This window comes from Mycolicibacterium agri, from assembly GCF_002553505.1.
GTDB classification, from domain to species: domain Bacteria; phylum Actinomycetota; class Actinomycetes; order Mycobacteriales; family Mycobacteriaceae; genus Mycobacterium; species Mycobacterium agri.
This window is the reverse complement of sequence record NZ_PDCP01000013.1, coordinates 84,837-99,910: the sequence shown is the minus strand read 5'-3', so window position 1 is coordinate 99,910 and position 15,074 is coordinate 84,837. Positions and strand designations below refer to the sequence as shown.

18 protein-coding genes are annotated in these 15,074 nt (G+C 67.3%); 11 read left to right on the top strand and 7 right to left on the bottom strand.

Translation table 11 applies throughout. The features are described 5' to 3' along the window. Positions 1-26: 26 nt before the first annotated feature. Together CQY20_RS09600 and CQY20_RS09595 are read right to left on the bottom strand one after the other, a co-directional pair. Positions 27-764 carry a DJ-1/PfpI family protein gene (locus CQY20_RS09600; protein ID WP_097939850.1) on the bottom strand — a complete coding sequence of 246 codons (738 nt, stop codon included), beginning with the start codon at positions 762-764 and terminating at the stop codon, positions 27-29. 22 nt (positions 765-786) lie between these two features. Next, positions 787-1,761, bottom strand: coding sequence for a GlxA family transcriptional regulator (locus CQY20_RS09595; protein ID WP_174814689.1), 975 nt, complete (start codon positions 1,759-1,761; stop codon positions 787-789). A gap of 120 nt (positions 1,762-1,881) precedes the next feature. Between CQY20_RS09595 and CQY20_RS09590 the strand changes: the two genes are divergently transcribed. From CQY20_RS09590 to CQY20_RS09580, 3 genes are read left to right on the top strand one after another with little or no spacing between them, the layout of a single operon-like run. Continuing rightward, positions 1,882-2,106, top strand: a complete 225-nt coding sequence (locus CQY20_RS09590) for a hypothetical protein (protein ID WP_097939848.1) — start codon at positions 1,882-1,884, stop codon at positions 2,104-2,106. Then, positions 2,103-2,963: an oxygenase MpaB family protein gene (locus CQY20_RS09585; protein WP_097939847.1), complete on the top strand. Its 861-nt coding sequence runs from the start codon at positions 2,103-2,105 to the stop codon at positions 2,961-2,963. The genes CQY20_RS09590 and CQY20_RS09585 overlap by 4 nt, the downstream gene beginning before the upstream one ends. A 5-nt stretch (positions 2,964-2,968) precedes the next feature. Beyond that, on the top strand, positions 2,969-3,220 hold the full coding sequence (locus tag CQY20_RS09580) for a hypothetical protein (RefSeq protein ID WP_163701382.1): 252 nt from the start codon (positions 2,969-2,971) through the stop codon (positions 3,218-3,220). Here CQY20_RS09580 and CQY20_RS09575 read toward each other — a convergent pair. Further along, the gene (locus tag CQY20_RS09575) at positions 3,191-4,165 is read right to left on the bottom strand and encodes an o-succinylbenzoate synthase (protein WP_371871026.1); all 975 of its coding nucleotides are present in this window, start codon (positions 4,163-4,165) and stop codon (positions 3,191-3,193) included. The two genes, CQY20_RS09580 and CQY20_RS09575, sit on opposite strands and share 30 nt — an antisense overlap. 119 nt (positions 4,166-4,284) lie before the next feature. Between CQY20_RS09575 and CQY20_RS09570 the strand changes: the two genes are divergently transcribed. Together CQY20_RS09570 and CQY20_RS09565 are read left to right on the top strand one after the other, a co-directional pair. Continuing rightward, positions 4,285-5,136 (top strand): PPE family protein, encoded by an 852-nt coding sequence (locus CQY20_RS09570; RefSeq protein ID WP_097939845.1) that lies wholly within the window; start codon positions 4,285-4,287, stop codon positions 5,134-5,136. A gap of 8 nt (positions 5,137-5,144) precedes the next feature. After that, positions 5,145-5,774 (top strand): SOUL family heme-binding protein, encoded by a 630-nt coding sequence (locus CQY20_RS09565; protein WP_097939844.1) that lies wholly within the window; start codon positions 5,145-5,147, stop codon positions 5,772-5,774. Here CQY20_RS09565 and CQY20_RS09560 read toward each other — a convergent pair. Both CQY20_RS09560 and CQY20_RS35135 read right to left on the bottom strand, forming a co-directional pair. Beyond that, entirely contained in the window at positions 5,762-7,366 is a 1,605-nt protein-coding gene (locus tag CQY20_RS09560; protein WP_097939843.1) for an amidohydrolase, read from the bottom strand. The two genes, CQY20_RS09565 and CQY20_RS09560, sit on opposite strands and share 13 nt — an antisense overlap. Before the next feature lie 73 nt (positions 7,367-7,439). Further along, on the bottom strand, positions 7,440-8,207 hold the full coding sequence (locus tag CQY20_RS35135; protein WP_109789721.1) for a hypothetical protein: 768 nt from the start codon (positions 8,205-8,207) through the stop codon (positions 7,440-7,442). 200 nt (positions 8,208-8,407) lie between these two features. Between CQY20_RS35135 and CQY20_RS09550 the strand changes: the two genes are divergently transcribed. After that, a complete protein-coding gene (locus CQY20_RS09550) occupies positions 8,408-8,875 on the top strand; it encodes a YciI family protein (protein WP_097939842.1) in 468 nt (155 codons plus the stop codon). A 39-nt stretch (positions 8,876-8,914) separates the two neighbouring features. Here CQY20_RS09550 and CQY20_RS09545 read toward each other — a convergent pair whose 3' ends face one another. Next, on the bottom strand, positions 8,915-9,175 hold the full coding sequence (locus CQY20_RS09545; protein ID WP_097939841.1) for a DUF3253 domain-containing protein: 261 nt from the start codon (positions 9,173-9,175) through the stop codon (positions 8,915-8,917). Positions 9,176-9,276: 101 nt separating this feature from the next. Between CQY20_RS09545 and fadD8 the strand changes: the two genes are divergently transcribed. Next, positions 9,277-10,878: a fatty-acid--CoA ligase FadD8 gene (gene fadD8 / locus CQY20_RS09540; protein WP_097939840.1), complete on the top strand. Its 1,602-nt coding sequence runs from the start codon at positions 9,277-9,279 to the stop codon at positions 10,876-10,878. Positions 10,879-10,957: 79 nt separating this feature from the next. After that, positions 10,958-12,199, top strand: coding sequence for an RNA polymerase sigma factor (locus CQY20_RS09535; protein ID WP_097939869.1), 1,242 nt, complete (start codon positions 10,958-10,960; stop codon positions 12,197-12,199). Here CQY20_RS09535 and CQY20_RS09530 read toward each other — a convergent pair. Then, positions 12,196-12,894 (bottom strand): PIG-L deacetylase family protein, encoded by a 699-nt coding sequence (locus CQY20_RS09530; protein WP_234816168.1) that lies wholly within the window; start codon positions 12,892-12,894, stop codon positions 12,196-12,198. The genes CQY20_RS09535 and CQY20_RS09530 overlap by 4 nt on opposite strands. 36 nt (positions 12,895-12,930) lie before the next feature. On the opposite strand from CQY20_RS09530, the gene CQY20_RS09525 reads away from it, so the two are divergent. The 3 genes from CQY20_RS09525 to CQY20_RS09515 are packed head-to-tail and all read left to right on the top strand — an operon-like array spanning position 12,931 to position 15,046. After that, positions 12,931-13,638 carry an HAD family hydrolase gene (locus CQY20_RS09525; protein WP_097939838.1) on the top strand — a complete coding sequence of 236 codons (708 nt, stop codon included), beginning with the start codon at positions 12,931-12,933 and terminating at the stop codon, positions 13,636-13,638. 56 nt (positions 13,639-13,694) lie between these two features. Beyond that, positions 13,695-14,138: a nitroreductase family deazaflavin-dependent oxidoreductase gene (locus CQY20_RS09520; protein ID WP_097939837.1), complete on the top strand. Its 444-nt coding sequence runs from the start codon at positions 13,695-13,697 to the stop codon at positions 14,136-14,138. Next, positions 14,135-15,046: a 1,4-dihydroxy-2-naphthoyl-CoA synthase gene (locus tag CQY20_RS09515; RefSeq protein ID WP_097939836.1), complete on the top strand. Its 912-nt coding sequence runs from the start codon at positions 14,135-14,137 to the stop codon at positions 15,044-15,046. Before CQY20_RS09520 ends, CQY20_RS09515 begins: the two co-directional genes overlap by 4 nt. The last annotated feature ends 28 nt before the right edge of the window (positions 15,047-15,074 follow it).

Genomic DNA, 15,074 nt, shown 5'->3' with positions numbered 1-15,074 from the left:
CGGTTTGTATCGCTGAGCGACACTGTTCACGCCGAAACCGCCTTGCGGCCGCGGCGGCGCTTGGCGCGGGCGCGCTCGATGGCGTGGTCCCACATCAGGCCCGTCGCGGCCTTCAGCTGCTTGGGCTTGACCAGATCCTTCGACATGAACGCGGTGGCCATCGCCTTGCTGGCCGCCGACGCCTTCGACATGTGGCCGGAGTCGAACGGCGGCTGCGGGTCGTACTCGATGGACAGTTGAATTGCCTTGGCGCGGTTCTCGCCGGAGATCTCGCCGACGAGCCACAGCCCGAGGTCGATGCCTGCCGACACACCCGCGGCGGTGACGATCTCACCCTGGTGCACGATGCGTTCGTCGCCGACAGCGGTGACGCCGAGGGCCTTCAGCGCCGACAGCGCCGCCCAGTGCGAGGTGGCCCGCTTGCCCTTCAGCAGACCCGCCGCCGCAAGCAGCACCGAGCCCGAGCACACCGACGTCGTCCAGGTCGCGGTCTCGTGCGCGCGGCGCAGCCAGTCGAGCACCTTCTCGTCGCGGGCATGCTCCAGCGTCGTCATGCCGCCGGGCACCAGAATGATGTCGGGCGACGGGGTTTCGTCGAACGAATGGGTGGCGCCGATGACGAGCACGCCGGAGTCGGCCGTGACCGGACCCGGCTGATGCCACACGAACCGCACTTCGGCGTCGGGCAACCAGCGCAGGCTCTCGTAGGGGCCGATGAAGTCCAGCGCGGTGAAGCCCGGGTACATCACGATGGCGATCTGCATGCGAATTCTCCTCTAACCTCCGCTAGGCGAAGGCGAAGGCCTTGCGGTATTGGTCGGGCGAGATGCCCAGCCGCCGAACGAAATTGCGGCGCAGTGTTTCAGCGGTACCGAAGCCACAGCGGCCCGCGATGACGGTGACGGTGTCATCCGTCTCCTCCAGTTGTCGACGGGCAGCCTCGGTGCGGATGCGTTCGACGTAGGCACCCGGCGCTTCGCCGACTTCCTCGGTGAAGACGCGGGTGAAATGCCGCGGGCTCATCGCCGCGCGGCGTGCCAGTTCCGGGATGCTGTGCGCTGCACCGGGTTCGGCCTCGATGGCCTCTTGAATGTCGCGGATCGTCGGGCGTTTCGCGCGGGGCATCCACACCGGGGCGGCGAATTGGCTCTGCCCGCCGGGCCGACGCAGGTACAGCACCAGGTAGCGTGCGACGGTCTGCGCGACCTCTGTGCCGTGGTCCTCCTCGACCAGCGACAGCGCGAGGTCGATGCCCGCTGTGACGCCGGCCGCGGTCCACACCGTTGGCGAACTACGTACGAAGATCGGGTCGGAATCCACTGTCACCGACGGGAATTCCCGGGCCAGCCGATTGGCGTACGCCCAGTGCGTGGTGGCCCGGCAGCCGTCGAGCAGCCCGGCCTGCGCGGCCAGGAAGGTGCCCGTGCAGACGGTGACGATGCGTCTCGCGCTGCCCGCGACGGCCTTGACCCAGTCGACGACGTCGGGGTTCTTGCGGGCGTCGTCGACGCCCCAGCCGCCGGGCAGCACCACCGTGTCGATGCCGCCGTCGGGCGCGGGCAACGGTTCGGCGACGAGCGCGAGCCCGGTTCCGGTGGTGACGGTGCCGCCGCCTGCCGCCGCGAGCGTCACCGCGTATCCGTCGTCGGGGCGTCCGGTGGCTGCGAGGTTCAGCGTCGCGGCGGTGAACACGTCGAACGGCCCGACGACGTCGAGCGCCTGGATGCCGGGATAGCCGAGGATCACCACCGATCGCATCACGCTGATAAGTGTTCGCCACCGCCGCCCATGTCGTCTACGCCATGTACCCCACAAATTAGGACATCGTCACGATGTTGCTAAACGCCCTGCCCAGCGCGGAATGCTCATTAACATAGGAGGGTGCTCGCGACGCTGCGCAAGTTTCTCGGCTTCGACATGACGATTGCCGAATGGATCGGGACGGCGGTGCTCGCCGCCATCCCCTACCTGGTGATCGGGGTGATCTGGTCGTTGACGCACACCGACCACCTGGACGACATGAGCGACGTCGATCGACTGGTGTCGTTTCTCGGGTCGATCGTGAGTTGGCCCGTGCTGCTGTTTTCGGATGTGTGCATGGCATGACCGAAACCCGCATCTCGGTCACGAGGCGCACGGCGCGCTGGGATCCCGACGCCGAGCTCTCGGTCAAGGACGCGATGGACTTCTGGTCGTTCGCGGCCGCGGCGGCCAATGTCGTCATGCAGTTGGCGCGGCCCGGCGTCGGTTACGGCGTCGCGGAGAGCAAGGTCGACTCCGGAAGCATCCTCAAGCACCCCTGGAAGCGCCTGCGCACGACCTCGCAGTACCTGGCCGTCGCGGTGTTCGGCACCGACGAGGACCGCGCCGCCTTCCGCGAGGCGGTCGACGAGGCACACCGCCAGGTGATCTCCACTCCGCGAAGCCCGGTGCGCTACAACGCATTCGACCGAGACCTGCAGATGTGGGTGGCCGCATGCCTTTTCGTCGGGCTGGAAGACACCTACACGCTGCTGCGCGGCGAGATGACACCGGAGCAGGCCCAGCGGTTCTATCGCTCGTCATGGACGCTCGGCACGACGCTGCAGGTGACCGAGGATCAGTGGCCGCCGACCCGCGCCGATTTCGACGCCTACTGGGATGAGGCGTGCAAGCAGGTCGCCATCGACCCGTCCGTGCGCGACTACCTGATGGAATTGATCAACCTCAAGATGATCAATCCCCTTGTCGGACTGCCGTTCCGGCCGCTGTTGAAATTCCTCACGATCGGTTTTCTCGCCCCGGTGTTCCGTGACGCCTTGGGTGTGCGATGGGGACCGGGCAGGCAGCGCCTGTTCGAATGGCTGTTTCTTTTCGTGGCGTTCGTCAACCGCTTCATACCGGTGTTCATCCGGCAGGGCGGCAGCCACATCCTGCTGGCCGACGTGCGGCGGCGGGTCCGCGCGCGCAGCAGCTTGGTGTGACGGCCATGCTGACCGGTCTGCGTCGAATGCTCAGCCGAAAGGTGAGCGTCGAAGCGATCATCGAGACCGCGATGTGGCTGTCGATTCCCTACCTGCTGATCGGGATCGTCTTCACGTTCGTCAACGTCGACGACGTCGCGCGGATCGAAACTGCTTGGGAGACAAGACTTCCCGCCGGTGCGGACCTGGCGGCGTTCGGCGCGACGACGGTGTTGTGGCCGTTTCTGCTACTCGGCCACGAGATCTGCATGGCCTGACGCGTAGCAGGCCTTGACGCGCTCGATCCACCACTGGCGACGCTCAGCCGAGGCCGACAGCGCCGCGAGCCGGTCCCGGTCCGGAGTGACGGCGACGACGGGCAGGTGACCGTCCACGGGCGTCACCGGTTCGGCGACGTCCTCGACGAACAGGCCGCCGGTGCCCAACCCGCAGGCATGCCGCAGCTCGGGCAGCGCAGCCGCGGCCAGCAGGCCCCGCCCGATGCCGACCGCCGAATCCAGCGCGCTGGACACCACCACGGGCACGTCGATCTGCGCGGCGATGCTCAACAGCTTGGCGACCCCGCCGAGCGGTGCGACCTTCAGCACGGCGATGTCGGCGGCCTTCGACCGCACCACGTGCAGCGGGTCGTCGGCCTTGCGGATGCTCTCGTCGGCGGCGATGGGCACGTCGATTCGCCGGCGAAGCTCGGCCAGCTCGGGCACCGTCGCGCAGGGTTGCTCGAGGTATTCCAGTGGGCCGTCGGCGGTCAGCGCACGGGCCGCCTGCTCGGCCTCATCTACGCTCCAGCCTGCGTTGGCGTCGACGCGCACGGTGGGCACGTGTTCGCGGACCGCGTTGACGCGGGCCACGTCGTCGGCGAGGGTCTGGCCCGGCTCGGCGACCTTGACCTTGGCTGTGCGGGCCCCCGGAAAACGCGCGAGCACCTCGGGCACCTGCGCTGCGTCGACCGCGGGCACGGTCGCGTTGATGGGGATGCGGTCGCGCCGGGTCGGCGGTGGCGTTGTGTACGCCGCCTCGATCCCCGCCGCCAACCACGCCGCCGCTTCCGCGGGCTCGTATTCGGGGAAGGCGCCGAACTCACCCCAACCCGCGGGACCCTCGATGAGCGCGAGCTCGCGCACGGTGATGCCACGGAACTTCACTCGCATCGGCAAGGCGACGACGTGAAGGCGGTCGACGATGTCTCCGATGGACGGCACGGCGTCCATGATCCACCACCGCCGAGGGCATCCGAGAACGGCCGAAAATTGGTGGGTTAGGAACTCTCGTGTACGGGCAACCTCCCGCTACTTAACTACTTCAAGCCGTGAGGTGTCCCATGCATATTTCCCTTCGTTCTTGGCTCGTCGCGGGTGTCGCCGCCGTGGGCGCCGGAATTGTCGTCGCAGGTTCCGTCGCACCACCGGCCCCGATGCAGGCGCCGGCCGCGACCGACGTCTCACTGGGCGCCGCCGTCCTGCCGCTGCCCGCGCCCGATCTGGGCGCACGCGCGCTGCCCGCGGTCGGCCGCGCCATTGCGGCAGGCGCAGACGCTGCGATCGCCCCGGTGGTCGGCGTGCGCGAGGAGCTTCCGCCCACACCGTTCGTCCCGCCCGGCGTCCAGCTCAGCCTGCTGATCGGCACGCCGAACCTCGGCGCGGGCAACGAAGGGAACTTCAACATCGGCGTGAACAACGACGGCGACTTCAACATCGGCACCACCAACGAGGGCAACTTCAATATCGGCGGTGACAACGAAGGCAGCTTTAACATCGGCTTCAACAACGTCGACGCCGACGACCTCACCAACGGCGCTGTTGCCAACATCGGTAACGGCAACGACGGCGACTTCAATGTTGGATTCAACAACACCGGTGTCCGCAACTTCGGCGCCGACAACGTCGGCGCGCTCAACGTCGGACTCCGGAACACCGGCACACTCAACGTCGGCGCAGGCAACAACGGCAGGCTGAACGTCGGCGCCGGCAATAGCGGCAGCGCCAATTTCGGCGTGAACAACACCGGCAACTTCAACGTCGGCGTCGGCAACACCGGTAACGGCAACATCGGCCTGTTCAACAACGGCGACAATCGCATCGGCGTCGCCAACGTCGGCGTGCGCTACCCCAGCCCGGTCCGGTCGCAGACGACGAACGAGCCGGCTTCGACCACGACGTCCGTCGAGGATTAAGGCCGCTCTTGCGAATCACGAAGATAGCCAGCCAGATCGCGGAGTCGGCGCTGTCGCTGGTCGGTATCCGGATCCTGACGGAAGAGCCGCATTACGTCGGTAGTGCGCTGGGCGACGGAGTCGAGTTGCGACGATACGGTCCGCGGATGGCGGCGGAGACGACGGTGACCGCCGACGAGGACCGCGCCCGCAACATCGGTTTCCGCCGCCTGGCCAACTACATCTTCGGGGCCAACCACCGCGCCGAATCCATTGCGATGACCGCGCCGGTGGCGCAGTCCGGCCGCGAAGAGATCGCCATGACGACGCCGGTCGCGCAATCGCGCGCAGCCGGCGATCGGTGGACCATCCGGTTCTTCATGCCGTCGAAGTGGACGATGGACACGCTGCCGGAACCCGACGACGAGAACGTCGCGCTGGTGACGGTTCCGGGACAGACGGTCGCGGTGCTGCGGTTCGGTGGCGACCGCAGCCCTACAGCCGTGACGGCACGGAGTTCTCAGTTGCTGACTGTGTTGCGGGACAATGGCATCGAGGCGGACGGTGAGCCCGTCGCGTGGTTCTACGATCCGCCGTGGACACTGCCGTTCCTGCGCCGCAACGAGATCGCCGTCCCGGTGAAGGCTCAGTCGCCGTAGACCTTCCTGCCGGCCAGAAACGTCGCGCGCACCTCGAGGTCGGCGATCTGCTCGGGTGGAATGGTGCGCGGATCACCCGACAGCACAACCAAATCGGCGTACTTGCCGACTTCGAGCGAACCGATGACGTCGTCGGCGAACAGTTGCCATGCCGCGTCGATGGTCTGCGCCCGGATCGCCTGCTCGACCGTCAACCGTTCCTGCGGTGCGAGTACGCGACCGCTCGGCGCAACGCGCGTGGCGGCGACGCTGATGTTGCGCAGCGGCTCCTCCGGTGTGACGGGCGGGTCGTTGTGCAGCGAGATGCGCATGCCGGTGGCGGCGGCCGATCCGCATGGCATCCACCGGGTTCCGCGCTCGGCGCCGAACAGACCGTCGACGATGACGTCGCCCCAGTAATGGATCTGGTCGACGAAGATGCTGCACGTGACGCCGAGTTCGGCGGCGCGGCGGAGTTGGTCGTCGGTGATCGCGCCGACATGCTCGAGCCGCAGCCGGTGATCGGTTCTCGGATGCTTGCGCAGTGCCTCCTCGTAGACATCAAGGATGGTGTCGACGCCCTTGTCGCCCTGCACATGACACGCCATCTGCCAGCCCAGCGGAAAGTAGGCCTCGACGATCTCGGTGAGCTGCTCGCGGGTGTAGTTGGCATGTCCGCATGAGCCCGGCGCGACACCGATGATGCGGGTGGCTTCGGTGTCGAGATAGGGAAACGACAGGTCGATGTTGCCCACCCACGGCGAGCCGTCGACCCAGATCTTGATGCCGACCTGGCGCACCGTGTCGTCACCGTTGTCGATGGTTTCGTCGGTATGCAGTGCCGCGGTGGACATTTCGTAGGTGCGAAGCCTTATCGTCAGCTTGTCGCGTAGCTGCGCGAGCACGGGCCGGAAGACCGGGTCGAACGCCATCTCCGAGCAGGTCGTCAATCCGGCGCGGTTGAGCCGCGAGCATTCGGCGAGCAGCATCGCCGGGTAGTCGCTGGGGTCGATGGCGCCGGCCAACAACGGAAACACCGCGCCCGTCTCGACGGCGGTGCCGTCCAACTCGCCCGACGCGTCACGGCCGTAAGCGGCGCCCTTCGGATCGGGCGAGTCGCGGTTCAGCCCCACCCTCGCGGCGGCCGCAGAGTTGAAATACGCCTTGTGGCCCGAGTTGTGAATGATCACCAGCGGACTGTCGGCGGCGATGCCGTCGAGCCACGCAAGCGTCGGCTCTGGAAGTCCGATCTGCAGCAGCGGATCCCAGCCGTTGCAATATGCGCCGTCGGCGCCACGGTTGGTCACCTCCGCGCGGATCGCGGTGATTACGTCGTCGGCGTCGCGCAGCGTCACCGGCCGGATGTCGACCATGCGGTCGGACAAAACGATCGCCTCCATCAGCGGGTGGCCGTGTGCTTCCACCAGCCCGGGCATCACAGCGCCGGCGCCGATGTCGTGCACCTCGGTGCTGGGCCCGATCCAGGTGTCGATGTCGGACCGGTCGCCGACGGCGACCACACGTCCGTCGGCGACGGCCAACGCCTCCGCGGTCGGTCGCGTCTCGTCGACGGTGAGCACTGTTCCGTGAACGACGAGGTCAGCGTTCGGCACAAGGACATCTTGGTCGAACGGCGGTCGTGACGGGCCAAGACGCGCCCGGCCCAGACCTGTGAAGGGCCTGGTTCTACAGCGCTGCGGCTTGTGCCTCCAACGCCTGCGCCTGCGCTATGAGTTGAGCCGCCTGCTGCGACTGACCAAAGGAACTGGCGATCGACGCGTTCTGACGGAGCAACTGAGCCTGCTGCAGAAGCAGTGCCTTCTGTTGGGCCTTTTCTTCGTCGGCCTTCTTCTTGGCGGCCTCTTCTTCGGCCTTCTTCTTGGCTTCTTCATCGGCCTGCTTCTTCGCCTCTTCCTCGGCCTGCTTCTTCGCTTCTTCCTCGGCCTGCTTCTTGGCCTCTTCCTCGGCCTGCTTCTGCGCGTCGGTCTGCTTCTGCCCGTCACCCTGCTTCTGCTCGCCACCGGCGTTTCCAGCCGGGCCGGGATTGTTCGGGGCCGGAGCGGGATTGTTGGCCGGGACCGGGTTGATCTGCGCCGGGGCCGGGCTCGCGGGCAGCTGCACCGAGCCCTGACCCGGAACGGTGATGCGCACCGGCGCCGGGTTGTTCACAACCACCGGCCCGCTCGAAGTCGAATCGCCCAGCGTCGGCAGGGTGATCTCCGAGGGGAGGTTGACGACGGTGGAGGGCGTCGACTGCGCGGCCGTCGTCTCCGGGGTCGAGTTCTTGGTCATCCCGAAGGCGAGGGCGCCCGCCACGATGCCGACAGCCAGCACGCCCAGGGCGCCAGCGGCCAGCTTCATCCCGGATCCGGCGTTCTGCGGCTGCGGCGCCGGCGCGTAGGTGGGCTGCGGGTAGCCGTAGTAGCTGTGCTGGCGGCCGTAGTTGCTGTCCATGGTCTCTCCTGAAGGTCGTGGCGTCCCGGTTTGGGCTGCTCTCACGGGTAGGAGCGACGAGGGCGCTGCGGTCGCACACTTTTTGGGGAAAATTTCTGAAAAGTTTTTTCGGGTCCGTGTCGATTGGCGGCATCTGCCGTTCGACGTGTCAACGAGGGCACGATGGACGGGCCCCTTCCCCACTGAAGAAGGAGACAGAGATGGCGCGCTACATGATGATCATGCGGTCCACCCCCGAAGCCGAAGCCGCGATGGAGGAGGCGAACGTCGATTTCAACGAGATCATTGCCTCGATGGGCCGCTACAACGAAGAGCTAATCAAGGCCGGTGTCCTGCTGGCCGGTGAAGGTCTGACCGGTCCCGAGGAGGGCTTCGTCGTCGACTTCGACTCCGATCCGCCCGTGGTGACCGACGGCCCGTACACCGAGGCCAAGGAGCTGTTCAACGGGTTCTGGATCATCGAGGTCTCGTCGAAAGAAGAGGCCAAGCAGTGGGCGCAGAAGATTCCCCTTGGCAAGGGCGTCAAGGTCGAGGTGCGCCGGGTCTCGGAAACCTCGGAGTTTCCGCAGGACAACCCGTGGGTCCAGAAGGAAGTCCAGTGGAAGGCCGAGGTCGCCGAGAAGATCGCGGCAAAAGCCCGGGCAGAGGCCGAGCAGTTCGCCCGCTGAACGAGTGATTTCGGCGCGCTACCGTGCGCTCAGCGCCGGTTAGCGCGCCGAAATCGATATTCGGATGGGTCCGCGCCACTCGACGTCGGGGTCGACGGCCTCGCCGCCCTGGGTGATGACGACCTTGCCCTCGCGAGCCAGTGCGCGGGCGGCGTCGCGAGCCTCATCCATCAGCTCCCGCCAGTTGTCGGCGTCGACGGCCCGTGCGGCATCCGACGGGCAGATCGTCTTGTCCGGGCCGCGGTCGCGCGACAGCTCCAGGATCGTGTCGCGCAGCCGCTGGCCCGTGTCGGTGCTCACGAGTCGTGCCTACCCGGTGCGGCCGCTTCCCACACAGTTCACGACGGCGCCTCGGCAAGGGACTTGATTAGGCGAATTGAAACACGTTCTAATCTGAAGGCATGAGCGACTCGCTGCTGCGCCATCCCGTGCACTCCGGCCACCTGACGGTGGGAGCGCTGAAGCGGAACAGGGACAAACCGGTCCTCTTCCTCGGCGACACCACGCTGACCGGCGGCGAGCTAGCCGACCGCATCAGCCAGTACATTCAGGCGTTCGAGGCGCTCGGGGCGGGCAGCGGCACCGCGACCGGCCTGCTCTCGCTCAACCGGCCCGAGGTGCTGATGATCATCGGCGCGGGCCAGACGCAGGGGTATCGCCGCACCGCACTACACCCTCTCGGTTCGCTGGATGACCACGCGTACGTGTTGAACGACGCCGGGGTGTCGTCGCTGATCATCGACCCGAATCCGATGTTCGTCGAGCGGGCCCGCGGCCTGCTGGACAAGGTGCCGGGGCTCAAGCAGATCCTGACGATCGGCCCGGTGCCGCAGGAGTTGGAGGGCGGCGGCGTCGACCTGACCGCCGAGGCCGCAAAGTATCCGCCGCGGCCGCTGGTCGCCGCCGACCTGCCGCCCGACCACATCGGCGGCATGGCCTACACCGGCGGCACCACGGGCAAGCCGAAAGGCGTGATCGGCACGGTGCAGTCGATCACCACGATGACGACGATCCAGCTCGCCGAATGGGAATGGCCCGAGCGGCCCCGCTTTTTGATGTGCACCCCGCTGTCGCATGCGGGCGCAGCGTTCTTCGTGCCGACCATCATCAAGGGCGGACAGCTGTTCGTGCTGACCAAGTTCGATCCGGCCGAAGTGCTGAAAACCATTGAGGAGCAGAAGATCACGGCGACGATGCTGGTGCCGTCGATGATCTATGCGCTGCTCGACCATCCCGACTCGCACACCCGCGACCTGTCGTCGCTGGAGACCGTGTACTACGGCGCCTCAGCGATGAACCCGGTGCGGCTGCGCGAGGCGATCGACCGGTTCGGCCCGATCTTCGCGCAGTACTACGGCCAGTCCGAGGCGCCGATGGTGATCACCTATCTGGCCAAGGGCGACCACGACGAGAAGCGGCTCACCTCGTGCGGACGCCCGACCGTGTTCTGCCGCACCGCGCTGCTCGGCGAGGACGGAAAGCCGGTGCCCCAAGGTGAAGTCGGCGAGATCTGCGTCAGCGGCCCGCTGGTCGCCGGCGGGTACTGGAACAAGCCGGAGGCGACGGCCGAGACCTTCCGCGACGGGTGGATGCACACCGGCGATCTGGCCCGTGAAGACGAGGACGGCTTCTGGTACATCGTCGACCGCACCAAGGACATGATCGTCACGGGCGGCTTCAACGTCTTCCCGCGCGAGGTGGAAGACGTTATCGCCGAACATCCTTCGGTCGCGCAGGTGTGCGTCATCGGCACACCCGACGAGAAGTGGGGCGAGGCGGTGACGGCCGTCGTCGTGCTGCGGCCGGAGGCCCCCAACGACGACGCGGCGATCGCGACGCTGACGACCGAGATTCAGGCCGCGGTCAAGGAACGCAAGGGTTCGGTGCAGTCGCCCAAGCAGGTGATCGTCGTCGACTCGCTGCCGGTGACCGCGCTGGGCAAGCCGGACAAGAAGGCCGTGCGCGCGCAGTTCTGGCAGGGCGCCGACCGCGCCGTCGGCTGATTCTTTTCTCGCGAGCGGTGGAAGGGTGACCGTCGCTGAAAGCGGGCGTAGGCACAATGGGCACGTGCCGACGACCGAGATGCGCCAGACCGTCGACGCGGTGTGGCGGATGGAGGCCGCCAAGATCGTCGCGACGCTGACGCGCACCGTCGGCGACGTCGGCCTGGCCGAAGATCTGGCGCAGGAGGCGCTGGTCGACGCGCTGATGCAGTGGCCCGACGCCGGCGTGCCGCGCAACCCCGGCGCCTGGCTGACCACCGTCGCCAAACGCAAGGCCATCGACTTCTGGCGTCGCCAAGAGAATCTCGACACCAAGTACGCGACGCTGGCCCGCGATCTGGAAACCCAAATCGACGAGCCCCCTTGGGATCCCGACCGCATCGACGACGACGTGCTGCGGCTGATCTTCATCGCGGCGCACCCGGTGTTGTCGCGGGAGGCGCAGATCGCGTTGACGCTGCGGATCGTCGGCGGGCTGACCACCGAGGAGATCGCGAGGGCATTTCTGTCGCCGACGCCGACGATCGCGGCGCGGATCACCCGCGCGAAGAAGGCGCTGGCCGCCGCGGACGTGCCGTTCGAGGTGCCGGACCGCTCGGAATACCCGCAGCGGCTGTCGGCGGTGCTGTCGGTGATCTATTTGATCTACAACGAGGGCTATTCGGCGTCGTTCGGGCAGCGGTGGGTGCGCGACGAGTTGTGCAGCGAGGCGCTGCGCCTGGGCCGGGTGCTGGCCGCGCTGGTGCCCGACGAACCCGAAGTGCACGGGCTGGTGGCGCTGATGGAATTTCAGTCGTCACGGTTCGGTGCGCGCACCGACGCCGACGGGAAACCGATCCTGCTGGAGGACCAGGACCGCACCAGATGGGACCGCGCCCAGATCAATCGCGGGGTCGCCGCGCTGCAGCGCGCCGCCGACGCCATCGACAAGCGCGGCACCGGCTGGGGCCCGTACGCGTTGCAGGCGGCGCTGGCCGAATGCCACGCCACCGCGCCGACCGCCGCCGACACCGACTGGAAGCGGATCGTGTCGCTGTATGACGGGCTGATCCAAATCGCGCCGTCGCCGGTGGTGGCGCTGAACAGGGCCGTGGCGGTGTCGATGGCGTCCGGGCCTGCCGCCGGGCTGGCGATCGTCGACGAACTGACCGGCCTTGACGGGTCCTACCTGCTGCCCAGTGTGCGGGGCGAGTTGTTGGCCCGGCTCGGCCGCAACGCCGAGGCCGCCGACGAGTTCTGCCGCGCCGCCGAACTCACCGACAACGACCGCGAGCGAGAAGTGTTGCTGGCCAAAGCCGCTCGTGCCCGTCAGGCGGGCTAGACGAACACGATCTCGCCGACGGCCATCTGCCGCTGAATGACATCCCGTGTCAACATGCCACTCGAGTAGCATTGCAGCGCAGTGACTTTCGCTACCTCGGCGTTGGTCGTCAAGTGCACACGCCTGGCACGGTGCCACGGCACAGCGCCGTCGTCCGGAATCGCCCAGTGCCACATCCACATCGGATACTCGATGTACACCGCGGGCGTGTCCTTTGCGGCCTCCGCGGCGGCGCGGCCCGTCGCCTCGTGGTCGGCGTCCCCGTCGGCGCGCCAGTTCGCCGCACACCACGCGCCGGGAGCAGCTTCCGCCAGCAAGGCTTCGACTTCGATCTCCAACCGCTCCTCGTTGTCAGCGACCTCGCCCGCCGGAATGCCGAGGAAGATGGGTCGCGCCAAACCGAGACGCTTGGCCGCGGCGATGAGTTCGTCGCGCTGCTGCGCGCCCGGCGTCTCGCCATCGGTCACGGCGACCACCTGTACGACGACGCCGTGTCCGGCCAGCAACGCCGCCGTCGCCCCCAATCCCATGGTCTCGGTATCGGGATGCGCAGCGACCAAGACCAGCGCAGGGCAGTGTTCAAGGTGCAGCGGAGGAAACTGGCGATGCCAGCTCGTCCATGCTTGCATCGGAGTTCCGCCGCTGCTGATCGGCCGCTCGGCCAGCCGCGCGGTGTTGGTCAATGGCTCGACCACGGCCATGGGATAGCCGGTGCGGCGGAATTCATTCGCATGGAGCGTGACAGTATTCGAAGTGTGCAACCGCGTGCCGTGCTATTCGATTTCTCCGGCACTCTGTTTCGCCTCGAAGAGGACGACAGCTGGTTCGAGGGCATGCAAGTCGACGAGCGCGAGGTCGACGGGCACGTCCAGGCCGAACTGATGCGACGCCTGACCGCGCCGACCGGCCGATCGGTCGAGATGACGCCGGAGGCGTACAAGGCCTGGGTCAACCGCGACCTCGAACCGCATCTGCACAGGGAGGCCTACCTGCATGTGTTGCGACAGTCCGGGATGCCCGACCATCACGCCGAGAACCTGTACGCGCGGGTGATCGACCCGGCGTCGTGGACGGCCTACCCGGACACCGCCGAGGTGCTGAAGTCCCTGCGCCGGCAGGGGATCAAGACGGCGGTCGTCTCCAACATCGCGTTCGATGTCCGGCCCGCGTTCGAGGCGATCGGCGCGGCCGACGACGTCGACGAGTTCGTGCTGTCGTTCGAAGTCGGCGCGATCAAGCCCAGCGCTGCGATCTTCGAAACCACGCTGACGCGGTTGGAAGTGGCGCCCGAGTACACCGTGATGGTCGGCGACAGCGAGGAGGCCGACGGCGGCGCCCGCGCGCTGGGCTGCGGATTCGTGCTGGTCGATCCGTTGCCGACGACGCAGCGGCCGGACGGCCTGCGGCGCGCGTTGGCTCGCTACGACATATCGGTGTGACAAGCCGCCATATCGGTGTGACAAGCCGCCGCGCCCGATCGCGTAGCGTTTCCCTCATGTCCGACACTCCGTTGCCGTGGTGGTTGAAGTACGTCAACAAGGTGATGATCGCCGTGCAGAAGCTGGGGCTCAGCCCCGGCCCTGTGGTGCTGACTGTTCCTGGCCGCAAGACCGGCAAGCCGCGGTCGACACCCGTGACCCCGATGGAAGTTGACGGCAAGCGCTACGTCGTCGGCGGCGTTCCCGGCTCCGATTGGGCCGCCAACGTCCGCGCCGCGGGAGAGGCCACCCTGCATCAGGGCCGCCGCGCCGAGCGCGTCCGGATGGTGGAACTGCCTGCCGAGGAGGCGCGTCCGCTGCTGCGGGAGTTTCCGGTGAGGGTGCCGACCGGCGTCAGCTTCATCAAGAACGCGGGCCTGGTCACCGGACCGAACCCAGACGAGTTCGAGGCGCTGGCCGGCACCTGCCCCGTCTTCCGAGTCGAACCGGTAAACGCATGAGCGACAACCCCTTTGACCCCAAGATCTGGCAGCCGGTCGACGGTTTCGAGCTGACTGACATCACGTATCACCGCCACGTCGTCGACGGGACGCCGCAGCCCACCGTGCGGGTGGCGTTCGACCGACCCGAGGTACGCAACGCTTTTCGGCCGCACACCGTCGACGAGCTCTACCGCGTGCTCGACCACGCCCGCATGTCCCCCGACGTCGGCGTCGTGCTGTTGACCGGCAACGGGCCGTCGCCGAAGGACGGCGGCTGGGCGTTCTGTTCCGGTGGGGACCAACGTATTCGGGGCCGCACCGGCTATCAGTACGCATCCGGGGAGACGGCCGACACGGTCGACATCGCGCGCGCCGGACGGCTGCACATCCTCGAGGTGCAGCGACTGATCCGGTTCATGCCTAAGGTCGTCATCTGTCTGGTCAACGGCTGGGCCGCCGGCGGCGGGCACAGCCTGCACGCGGTGTGCGACCTGACCCTGGCCAGCCGCGAGCACGCCCGCTTCAAGCAGACCGACGCCGACGTCGGCAGCTTCGACGGCGGTTTCGGCAGCGCGTATCTGGCCAAGCAGGTCGGCCAGAAGTTCGCCCGCGAGATCTTCTTCCTGGGCAGGCCCTACACCGCCGAGCAGATGCACGCCATGGGCGCGGTCAACGAAGTCGTCGACCACGCCGAGCTCGAGTCCGTCGGGTTGGAGTGGGCCGCGGCGATCAACGGCAAATCGCCGCAGGCCATCCGGATGCTCAAGTACGCGTTCAACCTGACCGATGACGGGCTCGTCGGCCAACAGCTGTTCGCCGGTGAGGCAACGCGATTGGCGTACATGACCGACGAGGCCGTCGAGGGCCGCGACGCGTTCCTGGAGAAGCGCGACCCCGACTGGAGCCGGTTCCCGCGCTACTTCTAGCGATTTCGGCGCGCTAACCGGCGCTCAG

What these genes read in the sequence shown, in the direction of transcription:
- CQY20_RS09600 (WP_097939850.1), bottom strand. Translation starts at nt 764, where the DNA reads ATGCAGATCGCCATCGTGATGTACCCGGGCTTCACCGCGCTGGACTTC.
- CQY20_RS09585 (WP_097939847.1), top strand. Translation starts at nt 2,103, where the DNA reads ATGACCGAAACCCGCATCTCGGTCACGAGGCGCACGGCGCGCTGGGAT.
- CQY20_RS09580 (WP_163701382.1), top strand. Translation starts at nt 2,969, where the DNA reads ATGCTGACCGGTCTGCGTCGAATGCTCAGCCGAAAGGTGAGCGTCGAA.
- CQY20_RS09570 (WP_097939845.1), top strand. Translation starts at nt 4,285, where the DNA reads ATGCATATTTCCCTTCGTTCTTGGCTCGTCGCGGGTGTCGCCGCCGTG.
- CQY20_RS35135 (WP_109789721.1), bottom strand. Translation starts at nt 8,207, where the DNA reads ATGGACAGCAACTACGGCCGCCAGCACAGCTACTACGGCTACCCGCAG.
- CQY20_RS09550 (WP_097939842.1), top strand. Translation starts at nt 8,408, where the DNA reads ATGGCGCGCTACATGATGATCATGCGGTCCACCCCCGAAGCCGAAGCC.
- fadD8 (WP_097939840.1), top strand. Translation starts at nt 9,277, where the DNA reads ATGAGCGACTCGCTGCTGCGCCATCCCGTGCACTCCGGCCACCTGACG.
- CQY20_RS09535 (WP_097939869.1), top strand. Translation starts at nt 10,958, where the DNA reads ATGCGCCAGACCGTCGACGCGGTGTGGCGGATGGAGGCCGCCAAGATC.
- CQY20_RS09525 (WP_097939838.1), top strand. Translation starts at nt 12,931, where the DNA reads ATGGAGCGTGACAGTATTCGAAGTGTGCAACCGCGTGCCGTGCTATTC.
- CQY20_RS09520 (WP_097939837.1), top strand. Translation starts at nt 13,695, where the DNA reads ATGTCCGACACTCCGTTGCCGTGGTGGTTGAAGTACGTCAACAAGGTG.
- CQY20_RS09515 (WP_097939836.1), top strand. Translation starts at nt 14,135, where the DNA reads ATGAGCGACAACCCCTTTGACCCCAAGATCTGGCAGCCGGTCGACGGT.